The 17,076-nt window shown below is 41.9% G+C and carries 12 protein-coding genes; 4 read left to right on the forward strand and 8 right to left on the reverse strand.

Annotated elements, in window-relative coordinates; genetic code table 11:
• Positions 1-38: 38 nt before the first annotated feature.
• The 7 genes from F891_RS01945 to F891_RS01975 form a co-directional block, all read right to left on the reverse strand.
• Positions 39-629 carry a tetratricopeptide repeat protein gene (locus F891_RS01945; protein ID WP_004647420.1) on the reverse strand — a complete coding sequence of 197 codons (591 nt, stop codon included), beginning with the start codon at positions 627-629 and terminating at the stop codon, positions 39-41.
• A complete protein-coding gene (gene metW, locus F891_RS01950; RefSeq protein ID WP_005261770.1) occupies positions 626-1,219 on the reverse strand; it encodes a methionine biosynthesis protein MetW in 594 nt (197 codons plus the stop codon). Before metW ends, F891_RS01945 begins: the two co-directional genes overlap by 4 nt.
• Positions 1,219-2,379 carry a homoserine O-succinyltransferase MetX gene (metX, locus tag F891_RS01955; RefSeq protein WP_005261772.1) on the reverse strand — a complete coding sequence of 387 codons (1,161 nt, stop codon included), beginning with the start codon at positions 2,377-2,379 and terminating at the stop codon, positions 1,219-1,221. The genes metW and metX overlap by 1 nt, the downstream gene beginning before the upstream one ends.
• A gap of 112 nt (positions 2,380-2,491) precedes the next feature.
• Positions 2,492-4,189: a 2-isopropylmalate synthase gene (gene leuA, locus F891_RS01960; RefSeq protein WP_005250679.1), complete on the reverse strand. Its 1,698-nt coding sequence runs from the start codon at positions 4,187-4,189 to the stop codon at positions 2,492-2,494.
• A 427-nt stretch (positions 4,190-4,616) separates the two neighbouring features.
• The gene (locus tag F891_RS01965) at positions 4,617-5,300 is read right to left on the reverse strand and encodes a Fe2+-dependent dioxygenase (protein ID WP_005261773.1); all 684 of its coding nucleotides are present in this window, start codon (positions 5,298-5,300) and stop codon (positions 4,617-4,619) included.
• Between the two features lie 71 nt (positions 5,301-5,371).
• On the reverse strand, positions 5,372-7,729 hold the full coding sequence (locus F891_RS01970; protein ID WP_005261774.1) for a TonB-dependent receptor: 2,358 nt from the start codon (positions 7,727-7,729) through the stop codon (positions 5,372-5,374).
• Between the two features lie 314 nt (positions 7,730-8,043).
• Positions 8,044-10,299, reverse strand: a complete 2,256-nt coding sequence (locus F891_RS01975) for a TonB-dependent receptor domain-containing protein (protein WP_005261776.1) — start codon at positions 10,297-10,299, stop codon at positions 8,044-8,046.
• Positions 10,300-10,565: 266 nt separating this feature from the next.
• Between F891_RS01975 and tig the strand changes: the two genes are divergently transcribed.
• The 4 genes from tig (at position 10,566) to F891_RS01995 (ending at position 14,924) form a co-directional block, all read left to right on the forward strand.
• Positions 10,566-11,897, forward strand: coding sequence for a trigger factor (gene tig, locus F891_RS01980; RefSeq protein WP_005261778.1), 1,332 nt, complete (start codon positions 10,566-10,568; stop codon positions 11,895-11,897).
• Positions 11,898-12,091: 194 nt separating this feature from the next.
• Positions 12,092-12,697, forward strand: coding sequence for an ATP-dependent Clp endopeptidase proteolytic subunit ClpP (clpP, locus tag F891_RS01985; RefSeq protein WP_004647427.1), 606 nt, complete (start codon positions 12,092-12,094; stop codon positions 12,695-12,697).
• 29 nt (positions 12,698-12,726) lie between these two features.
• Positions 12,727-14,037, forward strand: coding sequence for an ATP-dependent protease ATP-binding subunit ClpX (gene clpX, locus F891_RS01990; protein WP_004278407.1), 1,311 nt, complete (start codon positions 12,727-12,729; stop codon positions 14,035-14,037).
• A 170-nt stretch (positions 14,038-14,207) separates the two neighbouring features.
• Positions 14,208-14,924 carry a DUF2846 domain-containing protein gene (locus F891_RS01995; protein WP_005261780.1) on the forward strand — a complete coding sequence of 239 codons (717 nt, stop codon included), beginning with the start codon at positions 14,208-14,210 and terminating at the stop codon, positions 14,922-14,924.
• A gap of 70 nt (positions 14,925-14,994) precedes the next feature.
• Here F891_RS01995 and F891_RS02000 read toward each other — a convergent pair whose 3' ends face one another.
• On the reverse strand, positions 14,995-16,521 hold the full coding sequence (locus tag F891_RS02000) for a fumarate hydratase (protein WP_005261782.1): 1,527 nt from the start codon (positions 16,519-16,521) through the stop codon (positions 14,995-14,997).
• Between the last annotated feature and the right edge of the window lie 555 nt (positions 16,522-17,076).

The raw sequence follows: 17,076 nt of genomic DNA on the forward strand, positions 1-17,076 counted from the left end.
TAAAAAAGCACCCGAAGGTGCTATTTATACCATTCAGCTTATTGTGCCTGAATCCATCTGTCGGCACGATCACGCGCCTGACGGATCTGCTCTTGGGTCAAATTCGCCGCCAAGGCAGTTTTTCTGCCTTCCGATAGCGTAATCACCTTATTATCGAGCATGCCATCACGGGTAGAAAGTTCATACCACTGGTAAGCGCCCATATAGTTTTTCTTTTTCTCTTCCATCATTGCCAGGTTAAAGCTGGCACGGTTATCGCCACGGCTAGCCGCTTTTTCAAAATACTGACGTGCCAGCGCTTCATCTTTTCTGGTGCCAATGCCATCGGCCAGCATACGGCCAACATTCAGCTGTGCAACTGCCAGACCTTGATCCGCAGCAGCTTTATACCAGGCAAAGGCCTGTCGTTCATCTTTTTGAATATCTTTACCATACTGGTATTTGGTGGCCAAATAAAACTGTGCACCGGCCTGACCAGCTTTCGCTGCTTTGGTCAGACTGTTGATATCCATGATGGAATACTGAGCCGCTTGACTGGCAACAGATGGACTAGGTGCAACATAATCTGCATGGGCTTGCATGCCAAAAAGTCCCGCCAGTAGCGTCGTACTTAATAATAATTTTTTCATAGCGCGCTCACTCGATAAATTGCGACTTCACCAAATAGATTAGGGAGATGCTTGCTTAGCAAACTATCTTCTTGATTCCCGTTCACAGCGAGTCGATTAATAATTTTGATGTTATTTTCCGCACAAAGTGCTTCAAAATCACGAAATGTACATAAGTGGATATTCGGGGTGTTATACCACATATACGGCAAGGCTTCAGAAACCGGCATTCTCCCTTTGATTGCCAAGAAAGACCGGGTCTTCCAATGTGCAAAGTTCGGAAAGGTAATAATGGCCTGTTTCCCCACACGCACCATATCACGTAATAATACGTCAGGCGCATCTACAGCTTGCAAAGCTTGTGCCATGACCACATTGTCAAAAGACTGGTTAGCAAAGCGGCTTAAGCCGAGGTTTAAGTCTTGCTGGATGATATTTAACCCGCGACTGACTGCAATTGCAATCTTTTCCTGATCAATTTCTAATCCGTATGCACGAATATCGTGCTTTTTGCTCATTTGTGCCAGCAGTTCACCGTCGCCACAACCAAGGTCGAGTACGCTAGAACCGGGCTTGATCCACTTTTCAGCGAGTTGTTGATCGATACGCATTATACGGCCTCCTTTGGTGTTGCTTTCAGGTGTTCTTCACCACCCAGGAATGCACGCAAAGATTTTACATAGAGCGGAATCGGGAACAGGAAAGAGTCATGACCCTGTTCGGCATCAATATCCAGATAGCTCACAGGTTTATGGTTGCTAATTAGCGCATCCACGATTTCCTGCGAGCGGGCAGGAGTAAAACGCCAGTCAGTCGTGAATGACACCACCAGGAATTTGCACTGGGTATTGGCCATGGCTTTTTTGAGCGACTGTTCATATTCACGCGACGGATCAAAGTAATCCAGTGCCTTGGTCATGATCAGATAGGTATTGGCATCGAAGTTACGGCTGAATTGCTCACCTTGATAACGCAAATAGCTTTCGACCTGAAATTCAACGTCAAAGCCATACATAAATTTGCCTGATTTCAAATCGCGGCCAAACTTCTGTTTCATGGCTTCTTCGGACAGGTAAGTAATATGACCGACCATACGCGCCAGAATCAGGCCACGTTTTGGATAGCTGTCATTTTCCAGATAACGGCCATTATGGAAATCTGGGTCTGACAAAATCGACTGACGTGCTACTTCGTTAAAGGCAATATTCTGTGCAGAAAGTTTCGGAGCGCTGGCAATAATTACGCATTTTCTTAAACGGTTTGGATAATCCACTGACCATTGCAATGCCTGCATACCACCCAGTGAACCACCAATAATGGCATCCCAGGTATCAATCCCTAAACGATCAGAGAGCAGGGCCTGAGTTTTGACCCAGTCACGGACCGTAACCAAGGGGAAATCGGGACCATAAGGACGGTTATCATTTTCAGGGTTTGGCGAGATCGGGCCGGTAGAGCCGCTACAGCCACCAATATTATTCAGTGAAACCACAAAGAATTTTGACGTATCAATAGCTTTGCCGGGACCAATACATGAATCCCACCAGCCAGCTTTTTTATCATCTTCATGATGATAGCCAGCAGCATGGTGATGACCGGAAAGGGCATGACAAATCAGAATGGCATTGGACTTATCGGCATTGATTTCGCCATAAGTTTCAACCATCAGTTCAAAACGTGGGAGGATGCGACCGCATTCAAGCTCTAACGGCTCTTCAAATTGGAACTTTTGTGGGACAACAATGCCCACTGAGTCAGCTGGAAAAGACACGGGGAGGATTCGCCTTAAATCTTTAGTATGAATAATAAAAGGATACCATTTGCCGGTATCCTTCTAAAGTCATTTTAGTGCTATGAATTATCGCAAATTCTAATACCGCCGTTTAGACCGCAGCAGCAATTACCTGATCAGTGCTTAAAACACCCTGATCAATCAGACGGTTGGTCGAGGCAATAATTGCTTCGATAGAAGAGGTCACGATGTTGTCATGTACTCCTGCACCAAAGGCAGATTTACCGGTACCTTTCACCTGAAGTTCGATCAAGGCCAAGGCTTTGGCATGGGCGCCAGAACTGATGCTGCGCTCTTCATAGTTCACCACGTCAATCGGCAACTGAAGTGCATCCAAAATCGCAGAAATTGGACCATTGCCTTCACCACGAACACGACGTGACTGGCCATCAATTTCAAGATCAAGCTCAATCACCTGATTGCCATTGTCATCCGACAATTTGTAGTTTTTCGCAGAATAGTGAACGTTTTTAGCATCCACATAGGTTTCTTTGAACAACTTCCAGATTTCAGTCGCACTGATTTCAGTGCCTTGCTCATCGGTACGTTTTTGTACGATCTGAGAGAATTCAATCTGTAAACGACGCGGCAAAATCACGTTGTAGTTGGATTCTAACAAGTAGGCAATACCACCTTTACCTGACTGTGAATTCACACGGATTACTGCGTCATAGTCACGGCCCAAATCTTTCGGGTCGATTGGCAAGTACGGCATATCCCAGATTTCTTCGTTTTTCTGGAACTCGAAACCTTTTTTGATGGCATCCTGATGCGAACCCGAGAATGCAGTAAACACCAAATCACCGGCATATGGATGACGCGGGTGCACAGGTAAACCGGTACATTCTTCCACAGTCGCAATGATTTCATTGATGTTGGAGAAATCTAAATTCGGTGCCACGCCTTGGGTATACATGTTCAAGGCAATCGCAGCCACGTCGACGTTACCGGTACGTTCGCCATTACCAAATACACAACCTTCGACCCGGTCAGCACCAGCCATAATTGCCAATTCAGAAGCAGCAATGCCACAGCCACGGTCATTATGACAGTGAACTGAAATGATTACGCCGTCACGACGCTGAATGTTACGGTGCATCCATTCGATTTGATCGGCATAGATGTGTGGTCCTGAAACTTCTACGGTTGCAGGCAAGTTCAAAATGACTTTATTGGTCGGTGATGCTTCCCAGATTTCAGTGACGGCATCGCAGACATCTTTTGCAACTTCTAATTCGGTTGCAGTAAAACATTCCGGGCTGTACTGAAATACAAATTCAGTTTCCGGCTGTTTTGCGGCATATTCTTTTACTTTCTGTGCAGCATTAATGGCAAGCTGTTTTGCACCTTCAACATCAACATTCAAGACTTTATTGCGGAATGTCGGCGAGTTGGAATTATAGATATGTACAATGGCACGTTTTGCGCCTTGTAAAGATTCAAAGGTACGCTGAATCAAATGATCACGTGCCTGAACCAAGACCTCGATATAAACGTCATCCGGAATATGACCTTCTTCAATCAATTTACGGGTGAAATCGAAGTCAATTTGCGATGCTGACGGGAAGCCGATTTCAATATGTTTGAAACCGATTTTCACCAACATCTGGAACATCTTGAATTTCTGCTCCATGTTCATTGGCTCAAAGATCGCTTGGTTACCGTCACGCAGGTCGGTACTCATCCAGATTGGCGCTTTATTGATTTCGTTGTTCGGCCATTGACGGTCTGGTAAGTCCACACGTTGATACATACGACGGTATTTTTTACTTGGATCAGCCAACATCATGAGAGAGCTCCTTATGCTAACTTGGGTACCGTAATCTTGGTTAAAGCGGTGCGTGGGTCAGCGGCATAGATTTTGTCTATTCATTGGGTTTTAGTGACAGTCTGGTTCAAACCTGAAATATGGTCTAAATATTGGTGGTTTAGCTTCACCAAATGCACTAAATGCCTTACTTATAATTTAAAGTTTAATCCACTTATCCCGAAAAGTTTTTGCTATTTTTATGGATTTTAGTCGTATGGTAATAAAGATTTTCTTATAAACTTTAAGAATTGAAAAATATTTTCACTTATTCTAAATATTGTATTTTATATTTTCTTGATTTGGACGTAATGCGTTATTTATTACGTTCAATAGTGCCATAACGCAGTATATTTTAATAAAAAATAAATCCAATGATTTTCAAAGATCATTGACGTCAGGGCATCTTTTAAAGTTCAGCCCATTTACGCATTAAATTATGATACAGATTGGTCAGTTTCATGACTTCTGTATGCTGATCACCCAGCTGCATTCTCAGGTTTTGAATACTCTGATCCAGATTAAACAGCATATGCCGTTCTGCATCATCCCGGATCATGCTTTGTACCCAAAAAAATGAAGCAATTCGACAACCGGAAGTGATTGGCGTGACTTCATGAAGGCTGGTCGACGGATACAAAATCATATCACCGGCAGGCAATTTTACTTCGTGATAACCGTAAGTGTCTTCGACCACCAGCTCACCACCGACATATTCTTCCGGCTCACTTAAAAAAACCGTACAGGATAAATCCGTTCTGAGGCGTTCATTGCTCCCGCGGATACGACGAATCGAATTGTCGACGTGAAAGCCGAAAGATTCATTATTTTCATAGCGGTTAAACAGGGGAGGAATAATGTCCAGAGGAATTGCAGCTGATAAAAATAGTGGATGCTGTCCCAGAGATTCTAGAATAATATTGCTGAGATGATGAGTAAGTGGATGATCTTCAGGCAATTGCTGATTCTGTTTCACGGTGGCAGAGAGTGTACCCGCGGTAACCTTGCCGTTGACCCACTCAATCTTATTCATCTCCTCACGGAAATATTGTACCTGTTCTTTGCTCAGTACATTTGGAATATGATGCAGCACTGGAAACCCCTGAATAATCGTATTTTAAAAATAACATAGCCCCCATCAGGAGGCTATGCGGTTGCATTGAATTAATATTTAAAGTTGACTGCCAGCACTGCGCTACGGCCTTCTGCTTCAGTAGCATAGTGAGATGAATAGGCTTTAGTGAAGTAACGTTCATCAGACAGGTTGTTAAGATTTAATTGCAAATCAACGTTTTCATTCACGTTATAACGTGCCATGGCATCATAGCGAACATAGCCCGGTACAAACTTGGTATTAGTAGCATTACCATAGACTTTGTCCATTGCGACGGCACCAGCACCTAGAGTTAAAGCAGGAGTTACTGCATAAGTAGTCCAAAGGGTTGCACTGTTTTTCGCGACGTTTTGAACCTGATTACCATTACTTCTATTGGAAATGTAGATTGGAGCTGCTGTAGTGCCAATATTTTCATAACCACCATCAACTAACTCACTGTCTAAATAAGTATAACCTGCAGAAACTGCCCATTTATCTGTGATGTTCCCATTTACACCAAGCTCAATACCATCGACACGAGTTTCACCAATATTACTTGTGGTGCCATCATCTCCGGTCGCACGAGTATTGGTTTTTTCGGTACGGAAAATAGCTGCAGTCAAGTTGAGCTTATCATTCAAGACATCCCATTTGGTTCCTAGTTCCATAGTGCGGACTTCTTCAGGTTTAAGATTATTGATTGCAGCTGTAATCCCTTCAGAACCATCGCCACCATCTACACCGACTGGATTAGACGAAGTCGCATAACTTGCATAGATGCTGCCATTTTCAACCGGTTTAAAAGTAAGACCAGCTTGATAGTTGATAAAATCTTTATCATTTTTAATCGTCACTTGATCGCCAGCACTTGCTGTAATCGGTGTATTGTTTGCACCAGTAACCGCATTATTTCGTGCACCATAAGTCATGGTTTGCTCAGTTGAGTAGTCATCCCAACGAACGCCCAAATCTAAAAGCCACTGAGGGGTGAATTCAATACTATCCAGAAAATAAACAGACTTTGATTTGCTCTCGATATTGTAACGGTCAGCACCATTGGTACTTAACATACCTGTCCATGGAGCACGGTTAGGGTTCTGTACAGAAGTACACCAACCTGATGCAATATTGGTGACATCACCGCAAGCAGCATACGCGCTACCTGTCGCATTTAGGCCATTAATAATATATTGCGTACGATCAGTTTCCTGATCTGAATATTCGGCACCTAGATTAAAACTATGTTTAAGCATACCGGTATTAAATTTACCGGTTAAAGCAAGTTGGTCGGTAAAAGCATCAGTATCTGCTACACGTGAGTTGGCACGTGCCCAAACATTTCCTGTTAATTCACTTGTAAAACCTGCTTTGTTGTAAAAGTTACCCTGAGAGTCATCTGGATTGGTCCAAAGGTAATCATTCTTAGAGTTGCCATACACAGCAGTATTGCTAATGGTTAGATTGTCAGTTAAGTCATGTTCTAATTTGATGGTTCCGATCTGATTTTCTTGTTTTTGGAAATCACGATCTTTCCAGCCGTAATATTGACCTTGTTTAACGTCAATTGGCTTGCCATTTCCATTTAATGGACGATAGTCAGTTGCTGTTGCAGTTCTTGGAGCAGCAAATGGGTTGTTATACGGGATACCTGAGTCAGGCGTATCGTCCGATTTTAAGTAGTAATAACTGAGAGTCGCGCGAGTAGGGGTGTCCAGACCAAAGCTAATACTCGGTGCAATACCGGCACGTTTATATTCTGCACCGTCTTTCTGGCCGGCTTTTTCATTTTGATGCCCCATGACTGCCACACGTGCCGCAATACCATTACCAAAGTCTTTGTTACCATCTAAAGTAATACGTTGATAATTATCTGTGCCGCCAGCGACCGAACCTTCTAGAAAATCGCCTGCTTTAGCGACTTTAGAAATCATGTTAATGCTACCGCCAGTGGTGCCTGCACCGCCCATGGCAGAAGCAGAACCTTTGGTCACTTCAACTTGTTCTACCGCAAACATTTCACGGTTTTGTGAGGTGGCATTACGAACGCCGTCTACATACATCGAACTTTCAGAGTTATAACCACGAATAAATGGACGGTCACCATTCGGATTACCACCTTCACCTGCACCCAAGGTAATCCCCGGAACTGTACGCAGTGCATCAGCTAAAGTCGTCACTTGTGTATCGGCAATCAGCTGTTTTGAAATCACTGAAACTGACTTGGGGGTGTCGAGTAAAGGCGCAACAAATTTGCTATTCGCAGATTGATCTACTTTTAAGCTGGGTGCTTTTTCAGCTTTGACTTCTTGATGAATAGTCTCTAACTGGATCACCTGTTCTTCTGCCATCGCAGATGCAGCTACCATTGATAAAGATGAAACAATTGCAGAGGAAACGATTTTTTTACGTGTTTTAATGAAGGTCATGTTAAACCTAATAAATGAATGCTAAAAATGTATGCGAATAATAATGATTCTTGTTTTTATTTTTATCTTTTTATCATGGGAATTCATGATCTTTAAGAAAATATTAAATGAGTTTTTAAATGTAATGATATAACAATATCTACTTAAGTTTTTGATTTTAATAAATATTGAAAAATTAATCTGATTATTAAATTTTTATTGAGAATAATGATGTCTATAAAGGGACATAAATTAGGGATTTTTCGTGGAGTACTAATCTAGCGATAATAAAAAACCCTGCCAGGGCAGGGTTTTAAATAACTTTCACTTAAATATTAGAAGTCATATGAAACAGATAGCCAGTAGTTACGGTCTGGAATATAAGTACCCGCTAAACCACTCGTCGTTTTAGTATATAGGAAAGCATTTTCAACTTCGTTATCACTATTAATAAATGACTTATAGTCGCCAAAGTCTTTGTTCAATAAGTTATTCACACGACCTGAAACAGTAACTTGATTGTTGACTTTATAAGATGCACCTAAATTAAATAGCTCATAGGCTTTTAACTTATTGCCGACAGCATCAATTTCACGACTTACATTGACATCGCTTAAATCAGGATCTATGAAACGTACACGGTCAGATTTATATTCAGCTTCTAACCAGGTAGTGAACTTATCATTCACATACCAAGTTCCTGTGAAGTTCAAAGCGTGACGAGGTGTATTTTCAATAGGATTACCTTTATTTTCACCTTCGGTAATTTCAGACTCTAACCAAGTATAGTTTGCTTTTACATCAAAGCTTGGAGAAATTTCATATTTAGCACTAAGTTCCACACCGTAGCTTTCAGCTTCGCCTGCATTGCCTTTAAAGCTAAAGTTTTGCTGATTATCAAAACTGCCTACAGTCATGCAGTTGTTTGCAGGTGCTTGTCCTGTTGGGCGACCTGCCCATAAACAGTTTTCAACGACGCGTGCATCACTGATGATAATATCTTTAAACTGAGTAAAGAACGCAGTGGTAGCTAAAGAGAAATTAGACAAGTTGTCGTAAACGAAACCAAGTTCATAGTTTGTGGTTTCTTCAGGCTTAAGATCTGGGTTGCCCAAAGTCACGTTTCGGCCTTGTGAGCTAAAACCATTGATTCCATTATGAAGGTCATTCGCTGTTGGAACTTTATAGCCAGTACTTATACCACCTTTTAAAATCAACTGATCATTGGTGTTCCAAACTAAATATGCGCGAGGTGTAAAGTGACCACCAAAAGCACTATGGTCTTCGTAGCGACCACCGAAAGTGAATGCAAGAGAATCCGTTAGATTCCATTCATCCTCAGCGAACACAGACCAAGAATCTTGTTTAAAAGCAACTCCATTACCTGCTGAGTTATCGATGGTTTCACCATCTTTATATTCAACACCAGCTGTAAGTTTATGGTTGCCAAGTGTTGAAATAATACGAGAATCAACGGTTAGGTCTTTATTTTCTAAAATACGATCTTGTGTACCATCTGAATAATAATTGTATTCAGGTACATTTCCTTTTGGAAGACGACGGCCTTCTTGTTTAGAAGAAACATAGTTTGCAAATGTTTTCCATTGACCTAAGCTAAGCTCAGCATCTACACCTGCAGAAATACGATCTCTTAAGAATTTGATCTCGTCTTTATATGAACCAATTCCTGATGGTAAACCTGTCGTACGGTTGAATTCGTAAAGTTCACCTAAACGGGCATCACTATTATCAAAACGTTGTTTAGCATGATCAAAGTCTACCCAAGTAGAGACATTATCATTTACATTTAGCGTAAGTTTTGTACCCACAGCATAATTATTTGCTTCTACTGTACGTGGGTCACGACCTTGGCTACCTTCATCAATAGTTTTTGCGGGGGTAACAAGTCGATCTGATTGATCGCGGTGGAAAAACTCGCCACGTACTTGTATACCAAGTTTATCTTGAATCACTGGACCATTAACAACTGCACTGGTTTTCCAGTTATTACCAATATCAGAATTTTCTTGAATATTCTGTTCAACAGAAACGTTACCATTCCATTCTGATGCAACTTTCTTGGTAATAATATTAATGATACCGCCCATGGCATCAGAACCATAAAGGGTAGACATAGGACCACGAATGACTTCAATACGTTCAATAGAAGCTAATGGTGGCATAAAGCTTGTACTAAATTCACCAAAACCATTTGGACCAATTGAACCAGAAGTATTCTGACGCTGACCATCGATCAAAATAAGAGTGTAAGATTGATTCAGACCACGCATTTGGATATTTAAACCACCAGTTTTGCCTTGGCCATTTCGTACGTCGACACCTGGTACTTCACTGAGCGCATCTGCAATACTGGTAATACCTTTTTTCTTTAATTCTTCTGCGGTTACTACACTAATTGAAGCAGGCGCATTTTTAATATCTTGTTCAAAACCCGCCGCTGAAACCACAATCGTAGACATTTGATGTGTTGTTGTAGGAGTCGCTGTCTCGTTCACAGTCTCTGCAAAAGTAGATGTTGCTGTAACCCCAAGAATTGCCAATGTAAGTGGACGAAGACTAAAACTATGCATGACCAGATTCCCGAACCGAAGAATAAATTAGTATTGTTGCTCAAATAAGAAACTGGATATTAATGATAGTATTTATCATTTGCAATAAAAATATACATTTTCTCTATTTAAATTGGGTTGACTAGGTATCTGGAAAGGTGGCAATTCAAGTGAAAAAAGGGCTTAAAAACTGGAACTCGCGCGTATTTTTTGTATATCCTTAAATGTTGTCATATAATGTGGCACATTTTTATAAACCTGTTATAACCTAATATATAGAGGAAGCCATGCAAGTAACTTCTGAAGCGGTTTCGGGCGTTGCCCGTCGTTTAAATGTTTCTGTACCGACGAGCCGTATTAATGAGCAATTTGAAGCTCGTTTAAAGCGCACTGCTAAAACTGCGAAGATCAACGGCTTCCGTCCAGGTAAAGTGCCTGTAAACGTAGTTCGTCGTGAATACGGCGCGGGTATCTACCAAGAAGTAGTAAACGATATTATTCGTGACACAGTTTTCGAAGCGATCCAGCAAGAAAAAATCAATGCTGTGGGCATGCCAAACATCGAAAAAACTGAAATGAAAGACGACGCGCTGGTATATACAGCGACTGTTGAAGTTTATCCAGAAATCGAAGTGAAATTCGACGGTTTGGAAGTTGAGCGTAAAGCAGCTGAAGTAAATGACAAAGACGTTGAGAAGATGATTGAAAATCTTCAAAAACAACATGCTGCTTGGGCTGAAACAAAAGGCATGGCTAAAAAAGACATGCAAGTAACTTTTGATTTTGAAGGTTCAATCGACGGCGAAAAATTTGAAGGCGGTTCTGCAGAAGACTTCAAACTAGTACTTGGTTCTGGTCGTATGATCCCTGGCTTCGAAGACGGTATCGTTGGTATGAAGAAAGGCGAAGAGAAAGTGATTGATGTAACTTTCCCTGAAGACTACCAAGCTGAAAACCTTGCTGGTAAACAAGCTCAATTCAAAATCACTGTGAAGCTTGTTGAAAAGCAAAAACTTCCAGAAATCGATGCTGAATTCCTGAAAATCTTCGGTGTATCTGAAGAAGAAGGCGTTGAGAAGTTAAAAGCTGACGTTCGTAAAAACATGGAACGTGAAGTGAAGAATGGCCTTCGCAACCAGGTTAAAGGCGCGACTTTCGATGCACTTGTAGCTGCAAACGAAGTTGAACTTCCAGCTGCTATGCTTGCTCAAGAAATTGACCGTCAACGTCAACAAATGATCCAGCAGTTCACACAGCAGTTTGGTGCTCAAGGTGCGAAAGCATTTGATTCAAGTATGCTTCCAGACGAATTGTTCAAAGAACAAGCTGAAAAATCTGTAAAACTTGGCGTACTTGTAAGCCGTGTTTTAGCTGATGCGAAAATTGAAGTAGATGCTGCACGCGTTGAAGCGTACATCGAAGACATGGCTTCTTCTTATGAAGATCCAAACGAAGTAATTGAATACTTCAAAAACGATGCGCAACAACGTGCCCAAATCGAAGCAGTTGTACTAGAAGACCAAGTTGTTGATTACATTTTGGCTTCTGCTAAAGTAACTGATGCGACTGTAAGCTATGAAGACTTATTGAAAGAGCAGCAAGCTCGTCAACAAGGCTAATTTAGCTTTCGATAAAAAAGGCGCTTAATGCGCCTTTTTTTCATATTGATGCCTGAAAAAAGCATTTCTGTTTTTCACAAAACTAATGCAAAAAATATAATGGATTTGTTGGCGAATTTTTTGCAATTTCAGTGATTATCCCTCATATTGTGATTATGGGTTAGGTCACAAAAAATTTAGGAATAAATAAACGTATGTATGTTCCAACGATTGAAAACGCTTTAGTGCCAATGGTGGTAGAACAATCCTCTCGTGGTGAGCGTTCTTTTGATATTTATTCACGCCTTTTGCGTGAACGTGTAATTTTTATGACGGGCGAAGTTGAAGACAACATGGCGAACCTGATCGTTGCGCAAATGTTGTTTTTAGAGGCGGAAAATCCAGATAAAGATATTCATCTATATATCAATTCACCAGGCGGTTCGGTAACTGCGGGTATGGCGATTTATGACACCATGCAGTTTATCAAACCTGATGTCGTAACGTACTGCATGGGTCAGGCAGCATCAATGGGTGCGTTCCTGCTGAATGCCGGTACCAAAGGTAAGCGTTATTGCCTTGAAAATGCCCGTGTCATGATTCACCAGCCTTTAGGTGGTTTCCGTGGTCAGGCTTCAGATATTGAAATTCATGCACGTGAAATCCTGTTTATTAAAGAACGTTTAAACCGTTTAATGGCTGAACACAGCGGTCAGGATTACGAGAAAGTTGCACGTGATACAGACCGTGACAACTTTATGACTGCTCAGCAAGCGAAAGAATACGGTCTTGTGGACGAAGTTTTAACTAAACGTCCATAAGTTTTAAAGATTGAGATAGTGGAGTAAATATGTCCGAACATCCTCAAGGACAAAAGCATTGTTCATTTTGCGGTAAAACGCAGTCTGAAGTCGGGAAGCTGATTGCAGGCGAGGACGCATACATTTGTAACGAATGTGTGGACGTATGCTTAGATTTGGTTCAAACCAGTCAGCAGGTGGAAACCAATGACTGGGCCAATCGTCCTTTGCCGAAACCGCATGAAATTCGTGCGGCCTTGGATCAATATGTGATTGGTCAAGACGTCGCGAAAAAAACCTTGTCAGTTGCGGTTTATAACCATTACAAGCGCTTGAAAGTGCAAAATAATGGCAAGAAAGCTGATGATTCAGTCGAGCTTTCAAAAAGTAATATTATGTTGGTTGGTCCGACAGGATCGGGCAAAACCTTGCTTGCACAAACGCTGGCACGTCTTCTTGATGTTCCATTTGCCATGGCAGATGCAACGACACTGACCGAAGCCGGTTATGTGGGTGAAGATGTAGAAAACATCGTACAGAAGCTACTGCAAAAAGCAGATTACGATGTCGAAAAAGCGCAAAAGGGCATTATCTATATCGACGAGATCGACAAGATTACCCGCAAGTCTGAAAACCCATCCATCACGCGTGATGTATCGGGTGAAGGTGTTCAGCAAGCATTATTGAAAATGATTGAAGGTACGGTTGCATCAATTCCGCCACAAGGTGGACGTAAGCATCCGCAGCAAGAATTCATTCAGATTGATACCTCGAACATCCTGTTTATCTGTGGTGGTGCATTCTCAGGACTTGAGAAAATTGTACAGCAACGTCAGGAAAAAGGTGGCATCGGCTTTACTGCAGAAGTGCGTAAAAAAGATGAAACCAAGAAGCTGTCTGACTTGTTCCGTCAAGTTGAAGCAACTGACCTGGTAAAATTTGGTTTGATTCCAGAATTTATTGGTCGTTTGCCAGTAATTGCCACTTTGGACGAGTTGGATGAAGAAGCATTGATGCAGATTCTGACTGAGCCGAAGAATGCGTTAACCCGTCAGTATCAACATCTGTTTGATATGGAAGATGTGGATCTGGTTTTTGAAGAATCGGCATTACGTGCAGTGGCTAAGAAAGCAGTTGAGCGTAATACAGGTGCACGCGGTCTACGTTCGATCCTAGAAAATTCATTGCTGGAAACCATGTATGACTTGCCAAGCCGTAGCGATGTCGGCACTGTCGTCATCAATGAAGCCGTGATTAAAGGTGAAGCAGAGCCGGAATACCGTGCCGAGCGTCAGCCACATGATCAGCAAGAGACTGCGACAAAAATAGATTTAAAGGTCGTGAATAGCAAATCCGCTTAATTGCTATTCGTCCGAAACGTGCGAAAACTCCGTGTTTTCGCACGTTTTTTATTTCCAAAAATAAAGCTCGGTGTTAATCTGATTCACTAGGCGTGGATGCCTAAAACTTATAAAAAACAAATCGCAAAGCACTTGCATACAAAAGAATAAAGACGCAGTGAGGGATAAGCATGCGTGGAGTCGCAATTGTACTCATCAGCAGTTTGGCATTGCTGGGGTGTCATGGTAAGAAAGCCGTCGTTGAGCCTACACAGCCACTCAGCACTTTAAAAAATATCGATCTTGAAAAAAAACCGGGCTTTGTCGAGCAGCATCGTATCGGCATGTTCACCATTGGCGGTTGGGTCAATCAAAAGCAGGGCAACCAGTTTCAGACGGTGAAACCGCAGCATGATGAAGCCGCCATCGTGTATGTATACCGGCCCGATTCTAAATGGAATCGTCAGGAAATTGTCGCTGCCAGCCTGTTTATCAATCAAGAACATATTCCAAGCTTATTGCACAACCATTATTACTGGATTGAAGTGCCTGCAGGGACCTATCGTTTGAGTACCAGTCGACCGCTAGGCGCGCTGCATTTCCAGAAACCTAAATATCTGGATTTTACTGTCGAAGCGGGACAGTCTTATTTTATTAAATATGATGAAGAGAATATCAGTACACGCCGGAGTGTTTCCGGGCCGCTCATGCTGATGCCGGAAAAAGTTGGCCTGAATGAAATTGCTTTTACTCAGCTAAAATCAGACAGCTTTAACTTCGTGGCACAAGATCAAGAAACTGGCCAGATTCGTAAAAAAGCCCAAAAAATTGAACCGACTGCTTATGATCCATCATTAGATGTACAGCTGAAAGCACCTTTTAAACTTTGGGATCCACGTACCTGGTAGTTTGGACATTTTTTTGAGCAAACATCATAAAAAAGCACCCATTCAGGGTGCTTTTTTATTGTAGTAAAAATTAGCCCGCAGCAGCGTCAACTACTGGAATCTTGCCAATTTTTGCTTGCCAGATTTTAGGTGCAGTCGCGTGAATAGAAGTACCATTCACATCAACTGCTACAGATACCGGCATATCTTTTACCACAAACTTGTAGATCGCTTCCATGCCTAGGTCAGCAAAGGCAACCACTTCAGCTTCACGGATGGCTTTAGATACTAAGTAAGCAGCACCACCGACAGCCATAAGGTAAGTCGCCTGGTTATCTTTAATTGCTTCAACGGCAGCAGGACCACGGTCTGCTTTACCGATCATGCCGAACATGCCAGTTGCTTCAAGAACTTGACGCGTAAATTTATCCATACGCGTAGCCGTTGTTGGACCTGCAGGACCAACTACTTCATCACCGACTGGATCGACTGGACCTACGTAGTAGATAAACTTGCCTTTCAAGTCAACAGGAAGTTCTTCACCGTTGTTCAGCATGTCGACCATACGTTTGTGCGCAGCGTCACGACCAGTATAAATTGTACCGTTTAGAAGAAGCGTATCGCCTGGTTTCCAAGCATTCATTTCTTCTTGGGTAATCGTGTCGAGGTCAACACGTTTAGAAGATGAAGAATCCCAAGTCACAGCAGGGTAGTCTTCAAGTTTAGGTGCTTGAATGTGTGCAACACCTGTACCATCTAACTGGAAGTGTGCATGACGAGTTGCAGCACAGTTCGGGATCATACCGACTGGCTTACCAGCGGCATGACAAGGGTAATCCTTAATTTTAATATCAAGTACAGTGGTTAAACCGCCAAGACCTTGTGCACCAATACCCAAAGCATTTACTTTTTCGAAGATTTCAATACGAAGCTCTTCCATTTTGCTTTGTGGACCACGACGAAGTAATTCGTCCATGTTGATCTCTTCCATCAATGCTTCTTTGGCAAGCATCATGGCTTTTTCAGCAGTACCACCAATACCTATCCCCAGCATACCTGGTGGACACCAGCCTGCACCCATGGTCGGAACAGTTTTCAGTACCCAATCCACGATTGAATCAGACGGGTTTAACATTGCCAGTTTAGATTTGTTTTCTGAACCGCCACCTTTGGCTGCCACAGTGATATCTACTTTATTACCAGGCACAAGCTTGTGGTAAATCACGGCAGGGGTATTGTCTTTGGTGTTCTTGCGACCAAATGCAGGATCAGCCAGAACTGATGCACGAAGCACGTTCGAGTTTTCTAAATAACCTTGACGTACGCCTTCATTGATTGCATCATCCAGGCTCATGGTTAAATCGAATTTAACGTCCATGCCCACTTCAACAAATACGTTGACGATACCGGTATCTTGACAGATTGGGCGGTGGCCTTCTGCACACATGCGTGAGTTAATTAAGATTTGTGCGATCGCATCTTTAGCAGCTTTGTTCTCTTCACGATCATACGCACGGCTCATCGCTTGGATGAAGTCTTGTGGGTGATAGTAAGAAATGAACTGAAGCGCATCTTTAACCGATGTGATCAAGTCATCTTGCTTGATAATAGTTGTCATACAAATATCTCTTGAGCGGGCTGATAGCTAGCGGGCTAAATTATAAGACAAAAGAATCGGGTTGTGGGCATTTTGGGCGAGCATTGGCCGAAAGTTTATAGTTTAAGCAATCTGAGCAAGGACTTTAGCTATTCCATGGGTCAAATATGACAGCAAGTTGTCATATTCAATGTCATATTTCAGATAAAAAATACGCATAATTTTGCTTATTCCGTATTAAGCGATTGAATTTTATTAATTATTTTAAATTTAATAAAAAACCAGATTGTCATATAACTGTCATAAAACTTTTACATAATGCAGCTATTGAAACGGGAGATCCTAACAATGGTTACAGGTATTTTGATGGCAGCTGGTTTTTGTGTATATATCGCTGCAACTTGGATGTACGGTCAGAAAGAAGATCAAGCCTAAGCTTTATCTTCTTTTTTATTTTAAGACATAAAAAATTAACCTATCTTCAAATCTTCAAATCTTCAAATCTTCAAATCTTCAAATCTTCAAATCTTCAAATCTTCAAATCTTCAAATCTTCAAATCTTCAAATCTTCAAATC

Source organism: Acinetobacter sp. CIP 101966 (genome assembly GCF_000369725.1).
GTDB lineage: Bacteria > Pseudomonadota > Gammaproteobacteria > Pseudomonadales > Moraxellaceae > Acinetobacter > Acinetobacter lwoffii_Q.

Excerpts from the sequence above, each read along its gene's own strand:
- F891_RS01995 (WP_005261780.1), top strand. The coding sequence starts at position 14,208 with ATGCGTGGAGTCGCAATTGTACTCATCAGCAGTTTGGCATTGCTGGGG.
- tig (WP_005261778.1), top strand. The coding sequence starts at position 10,566 with ATGCAAGTAACTTCTGAAGCGGTTTCGGGCGTTGCCCGTCGTTTAAAT.
- F891_RS01970 (WP_005261774.1), bottom strand. The coding sequence starts at position 7,729 with ATGACCTTCATTAAAACACGTAAAAAAATCGTTTCCTCTGCAATTGTT.
- leuA (WP_005250679.1), bottom strand. The coding sequence starts at position 4,189 with ATGATGTTGGCTGATCCAAGTAAAAAATACCGTCGTATGTATCAACGT.
- clpP (WP_004647427.1), top strand. The coding sequence starts at position 12,092 with ATGTATGTTCCAACGATTGAAAACGCTTTAGTGCCAATGGTGGTAGAA.
- F891_RS01945 (WP_004647420.1), bottom strand. The coding sequence starts at position 629 with ATGAAAAAATTATTATTAAGTACGACGCTACTGGCGGGACTTTTTGGC.
- clpX (WP_004278407.1), top strand. The coding sequence starts at position 12,727 with ATGTCCGAACATCCTCAAGGACAAAAGCATTGTTCATTTTGCGGTAAA.
- F891_RS02000 (WP_005261782.1), bottom strand. The coding sequence starts at position 16,521 with ATGACAACTATTATCAAGCAAGATGACTTGATCACATCGGTTAAAGAT.
- metW (WP_005261770.1), bottom strand. The coding sequence starts at position 1,219 with ATGCGTATCGATCAACAACTCGCTGAAAAGTGGATCAAGCCCGGTTCT.
- F891_RS01975 (WP_005261776.1), bottom strand. The coding sequence starts at position 10,299 with ATGCATAGTTTTAGTCTTCGTCCACTTACATTGGCAATTCTTGGGGTT.